The following is a 14932-nucleotide window of genomic DNA, read 5'->3' on the forward strand; positions in this document are numbered from 1 at the left end:
GAGCCCCGTGCAGCCCTCGACCGAAGAAGTAGTCGGAGCACTGCGGGATTCGCTGAAGGAGGTCCAGCGGCTGCGTCGGCGCAATCGCGAACTCTCCGACGCGGCGCGCGAACCGATCGCCATCGTCGGCATGAGCTGCCGCTTCCCCGGCGGCGTCCGCTCGCCCGGCGACCTCTGGCAGATGCTCGCGGACGGCCGGGAGTGCCTCACCGACTTCCCCGCCGACCGGGGCTGGGACCTGGAACGCCTCCTCGACACGACCGGCGCACCGGGCGCGTCGTACGTCTCCGTCGGCGGATTCCTGGACGGGGCCGGGGACTTCGACGCGGAGTTCTTCGGAATCTCCCACCGCGAGGCGCTGGCGATGGACCCGCAGCAGCGGCTGCTGCTGGAGACATCCTGGGAGGCGTTCGAGCACGCGGGAGTCGTCCCCGGCACGCTGAAGGGCCGCCGTGTCGGCGTCTTCGCGGGGACGAACGGCCAGGACTACGCCGAACTCATCCACGCCGCCGAGGAGCGGACCGCCGGATACGCCGGCACCGGCGGCGCCGGCAGTGTCCTGTCCGGACGCCTCTCCTACGTCCTCGGCTTCGAGGGCCCGGCCGCGACTGTGGACACGGCGTGTTCGTCTTCACTGGTCGCCCTGCACCTGGCCGCCCAGGCCCTGCGCAACGGCGAGTGCGAGATGGCCCTGGCCGGCGGCGTGACCGTGATGTCGACGTCGCGGGCCTTCGTGGACTTCAGCCGGCAGCGCGGGCTCGCGGCCGACGGCCGGTGCAAGGCCTTCTCGGCTACGGCCGACGGGACCAACTGGTCCGAGGGTGTGGGGATGCTGCTCGTCGAGCGGCTGTCCGACGCCCGGCGGCTGGGTCATCGGGTGCTGGCTGTCGTACGGGGTACGGCGGTCAATCAGGACGGTGCGAGCAGCGGGCTCACGGCGCCGAACGGGCCGTCCCAGCAGCGGGTGATCCGGGCCGCCCTGGACAGTGCGGGGTTGTCCTCGGCTGACGTGGATGTGGTGGAGGCGCATGGCACGGGGACGAGTCTGGGGGATCCGATCGAGGCGCAGGCGCTGCTGGCTACGTACGGGCAGGGGCGGGACGAGGACCGTCCGCTGCTGCTGGGGTCGGTGAAGTCGAACATCGGTCATACGCAGGCGGCTGCGGGTGTGGCGGGTGTGATCAAGATGGTGGAGGCGATGCGGCGGGGTGTCGCTCCGCGCACCCTGCATGTGGATGAGCCGTCGCCGCACGTGGACTGGTCCGCGGGCGCGGTGGAACTGCTGACCGAGGCGCGGGAGTGGCCCGAGGCCGACCGGCCGAGGCGGGCTGCGGTGTCGTCGTTCGGCATGAGTGGCACCAACGCGCATGTGGTGCTGGAGCAGGGCGAGCCGCAGGACCGTGAGCCCGCTGACGCGGCCCCGGGTGTAGTGCCGTGGCTGGTTTCCGCGAAGTCGTCGGCTGCGTTGGACGCGGCGATCGGACGACTCCGGGCGTGCGAGGCGGACGCCATGGATGTGGGCTTCTCGCTGGCTGCCGGGCGTGCGGTGTTCGAGCATCGGGCGGTGTTGCTGGGTGATGCCGAGGTGCGGGGGGTTGCCCGTGCCGGTGGTCGGACGGCGGTGCTGTTCACGGGGCAGGGTTCGCAGCGGCTGGGGATGGGCCGCGAGCTGTACGAGGCCTTCCCGGTGTTCGCCGAAGTCTTCGACGCGGTGGCCGAGCTGACTGAACTCGCCCTGAAGGATGTGGTGTTCGGGACAGATGCGGAGCTGCTGAACCAGACCCGGTATGCCCAGGTGGCGTTGTTCGCGGTCGAGGTGGGCTTGTTCCGTTTGGTGGAGTGGCTGGGTGTCCGTGCGCATGCGGTGACTGGGCACTCGGTGGGGGAGATCGCCGCGGCTCATGTGGCGGGGGTGCTGTCGCTGGAGGACGCGTGTCGTTTGGTGGAGGCGCGGGGTCGGCTGATGCAGGCGTTGCCTGAGGGTGGCGCGATGCTCGCGGTGCAGATCGACGAGGCTGCGGCTGTCTCCGCGCTGGAGGGCTTGGAGGGCCGGGTCGGTATCGCGGCGGTCAACGGGCCGTCGTCGGTGGTGGTCTCCGGCGATGCCGAGGCGATCGCCGTGCTGGAGGGGGACTGGCAGAAGGCAGGGGTCCGTACCAAGCGGCTGACCGTCAGCCATGCCTTCCACTCGCCGTTGATGGATCCGATGCTGGACGACTTCCGTGCCGTCGTCACTCAACTCGTCTTCAACGAGCCGGGGTTGGCGGGTCTGTCGCCGCAGGTGACGGATCCGGAGTACTGGGTGCAGCACATCCGTCGGCCGGTCCGTTTCACCGACGCGATCACCGCCCTCAACGACGGGGGCGTCACCCGCTGGCTGGAGCTGGGCCCCGACGCCGTGCTCACCGCCCTCGCCCAGCAGATCCTGGACGACACCGAGGGTCACGTCTTCACCCCGTCCCTGCGTGCAGGCCGCCCGGAGACGGAGACCTTCCTCACCGCCCTGGCCCACCTCCACGTCCACGGCATGGACATCAACTGGGCGCAGCTCTACGCGACTTGGGGCGGTCGGCAGATCGACCTCCCCACCTACCCCTTCCAGCAACAGCGCTTCTGGCTGGACGCCCCGGTGGATCGTGTCGTGGATCTGGGTTCCGCCGGTCTGGGAGCCGTCGATCATGCGCTGCTCAAGGCGGTTGTGGCCCCGGTGGACACCGGCGACCTCGTGCTGACAGGGCGGCTGTCGCTCTCCACGCACCCCTGGCTGGCGGATCACGTCGTGCACGGCGAGGTGCTGGTGCCGGGTACGGCGTTCGTTGAACTGGCGATCCAGGCGGGTGATGTCGTCGGCTGTGCCCGGCTCGACGAGCTCACCATCGCGCAGCCGTGCCGTCTGGACGAGGACGGTGCCCTGCGGATCCAGGTGCGTGTCGGCCCGTCCGACGACCAGGGCAGGCGTTCCGTCGCCGTTCACTCCCGTGACGAGCACGTGGCTGCGGAGGAGGCCGACGCAGCCACCGAGTGGACGCTGCACGCGAGCGGCCTGCTGACGGCCGCCGAGGGGACGACGACCGTCGACGCCGGCGAGACCCGGCCCGGCACGAACACCGTCGAGGTCGAACTCGGCACGCACTACACGGAGCTCGCCGCCCACGGGCTCGTTTACGGGCCGGTGTTCCGTGGGCTGCGGTCGGCGTGGCGGTCTGGTGACGAGGTGCTGGCGGAGGTGGCGCTGCCGGACGAGGCGGCGGCCGAGGCAGGACGCTTCGGGGTGCATCCGGCGCTGCTGGACGCGGCGCTGCACGCCATCGGCCTGACCCGAGCGGGCGAGGTGAGTGAGGGTGCGCTACTGCCGTTCGCCTGGTCGGGTGTGGAACTCCTGGCGTCGGGTGCGTCGGTGTTGCGGGTGCGATTGACGCCGGTGGGGACGGGGGCGTTCCGGCTCGTGGCCACGGACCAGGCGGGCACACCGGTCGTGGTCGTCGAGTCGCTGGTGTTGCGTGCGGCACCCAAGGGCGGGGCCGCCCGCGCCCACACGTCGGATGCCCTGTTCGCCGTGGAGTGGGCGGCCGTGTCGGGTGCCGCCGTGGAGGTGGATGCCTCTGTGGCGGTGGTGCCTGTGGGGCTTGGGGTGCATGAGGCCACGGCGTGGGTGTTGGAGACCGTGCGGAGTCACCTGTCGGGTGAGGGTGCGCTGGCCGTTGTGACGCGCAAGGCGGTGTCGGCCGGTGGTGTTGTCGCTGATCCGGTGATGGCTGCGGTGTGGGGTCTGGTGGCTTCGGCGCAGGCGGAGAATCCGGGTCGGATCGTTCTGGTGGACGCGGACGGGGACGACGTTGTGGCCCTGGCTGTGCGGGCGGGGGAGCCGCAGGTGGCGGTGCGGGAGGGCGTTGTTCTGGCGCCGCGCTTGATCCGTGCCGGCGGTGTGACTGCCGAGTTCGGCGGTTTCGGTGGCGGAACGGTGCTGTTGACGGGTGCGACCGGTGCGTTGGGCGGTGTCTTCGCCCGGCATCTGGTGAGCGTTCATGGTGTACGTCGTCTGCTGCTGGTCTCGCGTCGGGGCGGGCAGGCCGCCGGTGCCGCCGACCTCGCCACAGTACTCATCGACTTGGGTGCCGAGGTGGAGTTCGTCGCGTGTGATGTGGCGGACCGTGAGGCGGTGGCTGCTCTGCTGGCGGGCCGGGATGACATCACGGCTGTGGTGCATGCGGCGGGTGTCCTGGACGACGGTGTGGTGTCGGGTCTGACCGCGTCCCGCGTGTCGGGGGTGCTGCGGGCGAAGGCGGACGCGGCCACGCATCTGCACGAGCTGACCGCCAACCTGGCGGCGTTCGTGGTGTTCTCCTCGGTGGCGGGTGTCTTCGGCGCTCCGGGTCAGGGTGCGTATGCGGCGGCCAACCGCTATCTGGACGCGCTGATGGAACAGCGCCGTGCCCAGGGCCTCCCGGCGCTCTCCCTGGCCTGGGGTCTGTGGCAGACCGAGAGCGGGATGACCACCACCCTGACCCAGGCGGACCAGGCCCGTATGACGCGATCGGGCATGCTGCCGCTGGGCGAGGCCGAAGGACTGGCGCTGTTCGACGCGGCGCTGGCCGGGGATGCCACGGTTTCCGTGCCGGTACGGCTGGACCTGCGCGGACTGCGCCGGCGGCGCGGCGAATCGGTCCCGCCCCTCCTGCACCGACTGGTCCCTCCGACCCGTCGGCGTGCGGCGTCCACGGACGAGTCGCGGGCCGGTTCGCTGGTCGACGGCCTGACCGTGCTGTCCGACACGGAGCGGGCCACCGCTCTGCTGGACCTGGTCCGTACGGCCGTGGCGGAGGTGCTGGAGCATCCGGCGCCGGAGACCATCACCGCCGACCGCGCCTTCCAGGACCTGGGCTTCGACTCCCTGACCGCGGTGGAACTGCGCAACCGTCTCAACACGAGCACCGGACTGCGGCTGCCGGCCACCCTCGTCTTCGACTACCCCAACCCCGCGGCCCTGGCCGAATTCGTCCAGGAGGAGCTGGGCATCACCGCGCCGTCCGCGAAGACGGCCGCCGCGGTGCCCCGCACCTCACCCGTCGACGACGACCCCATGGTGATCGTCGGTATGAGCTGCCGTTTCCCGGGCGGGGTAAGGACGCCGGAGGACCTGTGGCGGCTTGTCGCGGACGGCCGTGACGCGATCGGCGGCTTCCCGACCAACCGGGGCTGGGACCTCGACGCCCTCTACCACCCCGACCCCGAGCGCACCGGCACCACGTACTCCCGCGAGGGCGGTTTCCTGCACGAAGCGGACGAGTTCGACGCCGACTTCTTCGGAATCGCCCCGCGCGAGGCCCTGACGATGGATCCGCAGCAGCGGCTGCTGCTGGAGGCCTCGTGGGAGGCGTTCGAGCGGGCCGGCATCGACCCGACCTCGCTGCGCGGCAGCCGTACCGGCGTCTTCGCCGGGATGATGTACCACGACTACGCCTCCCGGCTGCACCACGCCCCCGAAGAACTGGAGGGCTACCTGGCGAACGGCAGCGCGGGCAGCATCGCCTCCGGCCGCGTGTCGTACGTCTTCGGCCTCGAAGGCCCCGCCGTCACCCTCGACACGGCCTGTTCGTCGTCGCTGGTCGCCCTGCACCTGGCGGGCCAGGCGCTGCGCTCCGGTGAGTGCGACATGGCCCTGGTGGGCGGGGTGACGGTCATGTCGACGCCGGGGACATTCGTCGAGTTCAGTCGGCAGCGGGGGCTGGCGCCGGACGGGCGGTGCAAGGCTTTTGCCGCCGGTGCGGACGGCACGGGCTGGTCCGAGGGCGTCGGCATGCTCGTCGTGGAGCGCCTGTCGGACGCGGAGCGGCTGGGTCATCGGGTACTGGCCGTGGTGCGCGGTACCGCCGTCAATCAGGACGGTGCGAGTAACGGGCTGACCGCGCCCAACGGTCCCTCCCAGCAGCGAGTGATCCGTCAGGCTCTGGCGAGTGCCGGACTCACCACGGCGGATGTGGATGTGGTGGAGGCCCATGGCACGGGGACGAGTCTGGGTGATCCGATCGAGGCGCAGGCGCTGCTGGCCACTTATGGGCAGGGGCGGGCGGAGGACCGTCCGCTGCTGCTGGGCTCGATCAAGTCGAACATCGGTCATACGCAGGCGGCTGCGGGTGTGGCGGGTGTGATCAAGATGGTGGAGGCGATGCGGCACGGCGTCGCTCCCCGCACGCTGCACGTCGATGAGCCCTCGCCATATGTGGACTGGTCCGCGGGTGCGGTGGAGTTGCTGACGGAGAACCATGCCTGGCCCGAAGCCGAGCGTCCCCGCCGAGCGGCGGTGTCGTCGTTCGGGATCAGCGGCACCAACGCGCACGTGCTCCTGGAGCAGGCCGAGAGGGAGGACGTCGAGCCCGTTGAGGCGGCGCGGGGTGTGGTGCCGTGGGTGGTTTCGGCGAAGTCGTCTGCTGCTCTGGACGCGGCCGTCAACCGGGTTCGCGCACACACGGCGGACCCTGCCGATGTCGGCTATTCCCTGGCGGGGCGTGCGGTGTTCGAGCACCGGGCGGTGCTGCTGGGTGACGTGACGGTCGCCGGTCGGGCCTCCGGTGAGGGACAGACGGCGGTGCTGTTCACGGGGCAGGGTTCGCAGCGGCTGGGGATGGGCCGCGAGCTGTATGAGGCGTTCCCGGTGTTCGCCGAGGTGTTCGACGTGGTGGCCGAGCTGACCGGACTTCCGCTGAGGGATGTGGTGTTCGGGGCAGATGCGGAGCTGTTGAACCGGACGCGGTATGCGCAGGTGGCGTTGTTTGCGGTCGAGGTGGGTCTGTTCCGGTTGGTGGAGTGGCTGGGCCTTCGTGCGCATGCGGTGTCTGGGCACTCGGTGGGGGAGATCGCCGCGGCTCATGTGGCGGGGGTGCTGTCGCTGGAGGACGCGTGTCGTTTGGTGGAGGCGCGGGGTCGGCTGATGCAGGCGTTGCCTGAGGGTGGCGCGATGCTCGCGGTGCAGATCGACGAGGCTGCGGCTGTCTCCGCGCTGGAGGGCCTGGAGGACCGGGTCGGTATCGCGGCGGTCAACGGGCCGTCGTCGGTGGTGGTCTCCGGCGACGAGAAGACGATCGCCGTGCTGGAGGGGGACTGGCAGAAGGCAGGGGTCCGTACCAAGCGGCTGACCGTCAGCCACGCGTTCCACTCGCCGTTGATGGATCCGATGCTGGCCGACTTCCGAGCTGTAGTCGCCCAACTCATTTTCAATGAGCCGAAGTTGGCAGGTCTGTCGCCGCAGGTGACGGATCCGGAGTACTGGGTGCAGCACGTCCGCCGTCCGGTCCGTTTCACCGACGCGATCACCGCCCTCAACGACGAAGGCGTCACCCGCTGGCTGGAGCTCGGCCCCGACGCCGTGCTCACCGCCCTCGCCCAGCAGATCCTGGACGACACCGACGGTCACGTCTTCACCCCGTCCCTGCGTGCAGGCCGCCCGGAGACGGAGACCTTCTTCACCGCCCTGGCCCACCTCCACGTCCACGGCACGGACATCAACTGGAAGACCCTGGCCACACACGCCGGTGGGCGCCTCGTCGATATGCCGACGTACGCCTTCGACCGGCGCCGGTACTGGCTGGAGGAGTCCGCCGGCTCCGGTACGGCGGGGCACCCCGTGCTGGACACGGTGGTCGAGCTTGCTGACGGGGACGGGTATCTGCTGACGGGCCGCATGACGAAGGCGGCTCACCCCTGGCTGGCCGATCACGTGGTGGCGGGAGCCGTCGTGGTCCCGGGTACGGCGCTCGTCGAACTCGCCCTCCTAGCAGGAGAATCCGCCGGACGGCACACGGTGGAGGAGCTGACGATCGAATCGCCCGTGCTGCTCGGGGAGGGCGTCGACATCCAGGTGCGGATCTCCGTCCCGGACGCGGACGGAAGGTCTGAACTGAGCCTCCACGCCAGGCCCATCGGGGACGACTCCGCGCTCTGGACCCGGCACGCGGTCGGCGTCCTGTCCGACCGGGAACTCGACGTCACCGTCGACTGGCGGGAGGGGGACGCGACATCGACGGTCACCCCCGAGGAGCTGTACGGGCGTCTCGCCGACGCTGGACTGGACTACGGGCCGGCCTTCACCGGCGTACGGACGGCCTGGGCCTCCGGCGACAGACTGTTCGCGGATGTGCGCCTTCCGGAGGACCACGCGCCCGAGGCCCGGCGGTACGGGGCGCACCCGGCGCTGCTGGACGCGGCGCTGCACGCGATCGCCCTCGGCGCGGACGCGGAAGGCGGACGTATCCCGTTCACCTGGTCGGGAGTGACCGTTCTCGCGGGCGGGGCCGAGAGCCTGCGGGTGTGCCTCACTCCACGTGGGCAGGACACCTACGCCCTGGTGGCGACGGATCCCTCCGGCACGCCGGTCGTGGTCGTGGAGTCACTGGTGCTGCGTCCGGTGCCGCGAGGAGAGCTGTCGCGGACTGCGGATGCCCTGTTCGCCGTGGAGTGGGCGGCCGTGTCGGGTGCTGCCGTGGAGGTGGATGCCTCTGTGGCGGTGGTGCCTGTAGGGCTCGGGGTGCATGAGGCCACGGCGTGGGCGTTGGAGACGATGCAGAAGCATCTGGTCTCGGCGACAGGGGTGTTGGCGGTCGTGACACGGGACGGTGTGTCGGCCGGTGGTGTTGTCGCCGATCCGGTGATGGCTGCGGTGTGGGGTCTGGTGGCTTCGGCGCAGGCGGAGAATCCGGGTCGGATCGTTCTGGTGGACGCGGACGGGGACGACGCTGTCGCCCTGGCTGTGCGGGCGGGGGAGCCGCAGGTGGCGGTGCGGGAGGATGCCGTCTTCGTTCCGCGTCTGGTCCGGGCGGCGGCCGTATCGGCGGAGTCTCCCGGTTTCGGTGGCGGAACGGTGCTGTTGACGGGTGCGACCGGTGCGTTGGGCGGTGTCTTCGCCCGGCATCTGGTGAGCGTTCATGGTGTACGTCGTCTGCTGCTGGTCTCGCGTCGGGGCGGGCAGGCTGCCGGTGCCGCCGACCTTGCCACAGTGCTCATCGACTTGGGTGCCGAGGTGGAGTTCGTCGCGTGTGATGTGGCGGACCGTGAGGCGGTGGCTGCTCTGCTGGCGGGCCGGGATGACATCACGGCTGTGGTGCATGCGGCGGGTGTCCTGGACGACGGTGTGGTGTCGGGTCTGACCGCGTCCCGCGTGTCGGGGGTGCTGCGGGCGAAGGCGGATGCGGCCACGCATCTGCATGAGCTGACCGCCAACCTGGCGGCGTTCGTGGTGTTCTCCTCGGTGGCGGGTGTCTTCGGCGCTCCGGGTCAGGGTGCGTATGCGGCGGCCAACCGCTATCTGGACGCGCTGATGGAACAGCGCCGTGCCCAGGGGCTTCCGGCGCTCTCCCTGGCCTGGGGTCTGTGGCAGACCGAGGGCGAGATGACCGACAACCTGACCCAGGCGGACGCCGCCCGGCTCCGTCGGGACGGCATGGTGCCGCTGGGCGAGGCCGAAGGGCTGGCGCTGTTCGACCGGGCGTACGCGGGGGCGCGGCAGGCGGATGCGCCGGGTGTCGTGGTCGCCGTACCGGTGGACCGGGCGGCGCTGCGGGCGCGGTTCGCCGAGGATCCGGGAGCGGTGCCGGAGCTGTTGCGGTCGCTGGTCGACGGCTCGTCCCGACGCGCCGCCCGGGTGCGGAACCGGCCGGATCGGTCGTCCGGTTGGCGGGAGCGGCTGACGGCCGTGTCCGGGACCTCCCGGCGCCGGATGCTGCGGGATCTGGTCGCCGGTGAGACGGCGGTCGTCCTCGGACACGAGCCGGGGCGCGTCATCCCGGCGCGGGCGAGCTTCCAGGAGCTCGGCGTCGACTCGCTGATGGCCGTGGACCTGCGCAACCGCATCGGCCGGGCCACCGGTCTCACCCTGCCGTCGACGCTCGTCTTCGACTTCCCCAGTCTCGAGGCGCTGCTGGACGAGATCCACCGGCAGCTCTTCGCCGAGACGGACGAGGGCACGGACGGCGACACCACCGACCCGTCCGGCACGTTCGTCCCCGCCGACGAGGCAGCCTTCCGGCAGGCCTTGTCCCGGCTGTCGCTCGACACGCTCAGGGACGCGGGCGTCCTGGACGCCCTCATCACACTCACCTCCCCGCGGGCCGGCACCGATGACGGCACACCCGTAGGGGAGCAGGGCTCGGACCAGTTCGACCACATGGATGTGGAGGAGCTCGTGCAAGCCGCACTCGGAGACGCCCTCTCCTGACACATCCGCCATCCCAACCCATCGCCACCAGGCCGCACAGGTCGAACAGGTCGTACCAGCGGAGGACGAAGTGACCACGTCTGCATCCACGTCTGCCGAGAAGATGGAAAAGGTCGTCACGGCACTGCGCGCGTCGCTCAAGGAGAACGAGCGGCTGAAGCAGGAGAACCGCGCCCGGGCCGAGGCGTCCGCCCAGCCGATCGCGATCGTCGGCATGAGCTGCCGTTACCCCGGCGGCGTTCGGTCGCCGCGTGATCTGTGGCGGCTCGTGTCGGAGGGCGTGGACGCGATCTCCGACTTCCCGGACAACCGCGGCTGGGACATCGAGACCCTGTACGACCCCGACCCCGACAGCCACGGCACCACCTACACCCGTCGGGGCGGTTTCCTGCACGACGCCGATCGCTTCGACCCGGCGTTCTTCGGCCTGTCGCCGCGTGAGGCGCTGGCGATGGATCCGCAGCAGCGGCTGCTGCTGGAGGCCTCGTGGGAGGCCTTCGAGCGGGCCGGCATCGACCCGACCTCGCTGCGCGGCAGCCGTACCGGTGTCTTCGCCGGCGTGATGTACCACGACTACGGCAGCCGGATCCGCCGTACCCCGAAGGCACTGGAGGGCCACGTCGGCAGCGGCAACGCGGGCAGCATCGCCTCCGGCCGGGTGGCGTACACCCTCGGGCTGGAAGGGCCCGCCGTCACCCTCGACACGGCGTGCTCCTCCTCCCTGGTCGCCCTCCACCTCGCGGTGACCGCCCTGCGCAAGGGCGAGTGCGACATGGCCCTGGCCGGAGGCGTCACCGTCATGTCGACGCCGGCGACCTTCGTCGAGTTCAGCCGCCAGCGCGGCCTCGCCGCCGACGGCCGTTGCAAGGCCTTCGCCGCCGGTGCGGACGGTACGGGGTGGGGCGAGGGTGTGGGGATGCTGCTGGTGGAGCGGTTGTCGGATGCGGAGCGGTTGGGGCATCGGGTGCTGGCTGTCGTACGGGGTACGGCGGTGAATCAGGACGGGGCGAGCAATGGGCTGACGGCTCCGAACGGGCCGTCGCAGCAGCGGGTGATCCGTGCCGCGTTGGCGGATGCGGGGTTGTCCACGGCGGATGTGGATGTGGTGGAGGCGCATGGGACGGGTACGACGCTGGGTGATCCGATCGAGGCGCAGGCGTTGCTGGCCACCTATGGACAGGGGCGGGACGGGGATCATCCCCTGCTCTTGGGCTCGATCAAGTCGAACATCGGGCATGCGCAGGCGGCTGCGGGTGTCGGTGGTGTGATCAAGATGGTGGAGGCGATGCGGCACGGTGTCGCTCCGCGCACCCTGCATGTGGATGAGCCGTCGCCGCATGTCGACTGGTCGGCGGGTGCGGTGGAGTTGCTGACCGAGGCGCGGGAGTGGCCGGAGCTGGATCGTCCGCGGCGGGCGGGTGTCTCGTCCTTCGGTATCAGTGGGACCAACGCGCATGTCATCGTCGAGCAGCCGGCTGTGGGGGCCGGGCGTGAGGAAGTGGCCTCGCCTTCCCGCCTCCCCCTTCCCTGGGTGATCTCCGCCAAGACGGCGGCGGCGCTGCCCGCCCAGGCCGCCGCCCTCCGCGCCCACCTGGAGGAGAACCCCGGCCTCCGCCCGGTGGACGTGGCGCACACACTCGCCACCGGTCGGGCGGCTCTGGAGCACCGTGCCGTCGTCCTGGGGTCCGACCGCGACAGCCTGCTCATGGGCCTGGACTCGCTGGCCGCGGGCACCACCGGCGGCATCGTCGTCGGCACCGACGCTCCCGGCCCGCTCGCCCTCCTCTTCTCCGGCCAGGGCTCCCAGCGCCCCGGCATGGGACGTGCCCTGTACGAGGCGTTCCCCGACTTCCGGCAGGCGCTGGACGAGGTGTGCGCCGTACTCGACCCGCTGCTGGAACACCCCCTACGGGACGTGATGTTCGCCGAGTCGGGGACGCCGCTCGCCGGGGCGCTGGACCGGACCGGCATGACCCAGCCGGCGCTGTTCGCCGTCGAGATCGCGCTGTACCGCCTGCTGGCCGCGCACGGTGTCACCGCCGATGTCGTGGCGGGACACTCGGTGGGCGAGATCGCCGCCGCGCAGGTCGCGGGTGTGTTCTCGCTGGCGGACGCCTGCCGGCTGGTCGCCGCGCGGGCCCGGCTGATGCAGGCGCTGCCCACGGGCGGCGGCATGCTCGCCGTCGCCGCTCCGGAGACCGACGTACTGCCGCTGCTCGACGGCCGCGAGGATCGGGTCGGCGTCGCCGCCGTCAACGGCCCCGGGTCCGTCGTGCTGTCCGGCACCGCCGACGACCTGGACGAGATCGCCGCCGCACTCGCCGAACAGGGCGTCCGCACCAAACGGCTGACGGTCAGTCATGCCTTCCACTCGCCGCTGATGGACCCGATGCTGGACGACTTCCGTGCCGTGGTCCACGACCTCGCCTTCCGCGAGCCGGAGCTCACGGTGATCTCCAACGTCACCGGCACCGTCGCGGGCGACGGGCTGCTCACCGACCCCGAGTACTGGGTGCGGCACGTCCGTGACGCCGTGCGCTTCGCCGACGGAGTGGCCGCGGCCCGGGAGGCCGGCGTCACCGTGTTCGCCGAGATCGGACCCGACAGCGTCCTGAGCGGCATGGCCCAGCAGATCCTCGACGGCGAGGAGACGGTCACCGTCCTGCCCCTGCTGCGCCGTGACGCCGCCGAGCCGGACGAGACCCGGGCGGTCACCCGGGCCCTTGCCGAGCTGTACGTCCGGGGCCTGCCCGTCAACTGGACCCCGCTCTACGACGACCAGGGTGCCCGCCCCGTGGACCTGCCGACGTACGCCTTCCAGTACCGGCGCTACTGGATGGAGGCCGACCACGAGTCCGGCGACGTGGCCACCGCCGGACTCGCGGCCGTGGACCATCCGCTGCTCGGCGCCGTCGTACCCGCCCCCGAGGGCGACGGACTGACCTTCACCGGTCGGTTGTCGCGGGTGACGCATGGGTGGTTGGTGGATCACTCGGTGCTGGGTGCGGTGTTGGTGCCGGGGACGGGGTTGGTGGAGTTGGCGGTGTGGGCCGGTGTGGAGGCCGGTTGTGGGGTGTTGGAGGAGTTGACGCTGCGGGCGCCGTTGGTGGTGCCGGAGCGTGGTGGGGTTCGGGTTCAGGTGGTGGTGGGTGCGGAGGCGGCCGGTGTGCGGTCGGTGCGGATCCACTCCCGTGTGGACGGTGTCGAGGAGGGGGACGGGGAGGCCGGGGCGCCGTGGACCCTGCACGCCGAAGGCACGGTCACCGACGCCCCGCTCCCCGACGACGCCGACCTCACCGTGTGGCCGCCGGCCGGCGCCACGTCCGTCGACGTCGAGGACGCGTACGGCCACCTCCTGGAGCGCGGATACGCCTACGGGCCCGTCTTCCAGGGCCTGCGGGCGGTATGGCGGCGGGGCGAGGAGGTCTTCGCCGAGGTGGCGTTGCCGGAGCAGGCGCACGCGGACGCCGAACGGTTCGGCCTGCACCCCGCCCTGCTCGACGCCGCCCTCCACGCGTCCCTCCTCGAAGGTGAGGACGAGGACGGCGCCCGGACCGTCCTGCCGTTCGCCTGGTCGCACGTCGCCCTGCACGCCACAGGCGCCAACGCCCTGCGCGTACGACTGACCCGGACCCGCGACAACACCATCGCCCTCTCGGCCGCCGACCTGCAGGGCAACCCCCTGCTGACCGTCGGCGCGCTGACCGGGCGCCCGGTCTCCGAGGAACAACTCGCCGCCGCGGGCACGGACTCAGCCGCCCCCCTCTACCGCGTGGAGTGGACGCAGGCCCACACCGGCGGGCCGACCTGGCCGACCGCCGGTGACCACGGCACGGCCGACGTGGCGATCGTCGGCGACCTCTCCGACACCGCCCGCGCGGCGGTCGGCGCCGGCTCCCCGCCCGTGCCCGTCGTTCCCGATCTGGCCTCCCTCGCGTCCCTTGAGGAAGTGCCCGGGTGCGTCGTGGCGGTGTGTCCGTCGGTGGGGGTGGGTGTGTCGGTGCCGGATGCGGTGCGTGGGTCGGGTGCGTGGGTGCTGGGTGTGGTGCAGGGGTGGTTGGCGGAGGAGCGGTTCGGTGGGTCGCGGTTGGTGGTGGTGACCCGGGGTGCTGTCGAGGTGGTTGCTGGGGAGGTGGTGGATCTCGGGCAGGCTCCGGTGTGGGGTGTGGTGCGGGCGGCGCAGGCCGAGCATCCCGACCGGATCCTCCTCGTCGACGTCGACGGGGACGCCTCCTCCTGGTCGGCTCTCGCTTCCGTCGTGGCCTCCGGCGAGCCCGAGGCGGCCGTGCGCGAGGGACGGCTGTCCGTGCCGCGGCTCGTCAAGGCGGATGTCTCCGAACTCCTGACGTCCCAACTCGACGCGTCCAAGCCGACGTTCGACGGCGAGGGGACGGTGTTGGTGACGGGTGGTACGGGTGGTTTGGGTGCGGTGGTGGCGCGGCATTTGGTGACTGCTCATGGTGTGCGGCGTCTGTTGTTGGTGTCGCGGCGGGGTGTGGGGGCTGTGGGTGCGGCTGAACTTGTCGCTGAGTTGGGTGGGTTGGGTGCGGTGGTGGAGGTGGTGGCGTGTGATGTGGCGGATCGGGAGGCGTTGGCGGGGGTGATTGCGTCGGTGCCGGTGGATGCTCCGTTGCGTGGTGTGGTGCATGTGGCGGGTGTGGGGGACAACGGGTTGGTGGGGTCGTTGTCGGTGGAGCGGTTTGAGGGGGTGTTGGGGCCGAAGGC

The 14932-nt window shown here is 71.3% G+C and carries 2 protein-coding genes; both read left to right on the plus strand.

Annotated elements, in window-relative coordinates:
• Positions 1–7 precede the first annotated feature (7 nt).
• Positions 8–10207, plus strand: a complete 10200-nt coding sequence (locus tag ACIBVL_RS41430; RefSeq protein WP_399106138.1) for an SDR family NAD(P)-dependent oxidoreductase — start codon at positions 8–10, stop codon at positions 10205–10207.
• Between the two features lie 70 nt (positions 10208–10277).
• Positions 10278–14932 (plus strand): SDR family NAD(P)-dependent oxidoreductase (locus ACIBVL_RS41435; protein WP_399106134.1); only part of this gene is annotated, 4655 nt, incomplete at its 3' end.

Source organism: Streptomyces sp. NPDC049687, from assembly GCF_044465285.1.
In the GTDB taxonomy this organism is placed as follows: Bacteria; Actinomycetota; Actinomycetes; order Streptomycetales; family Streptomycetaceae; genus Streptomyces.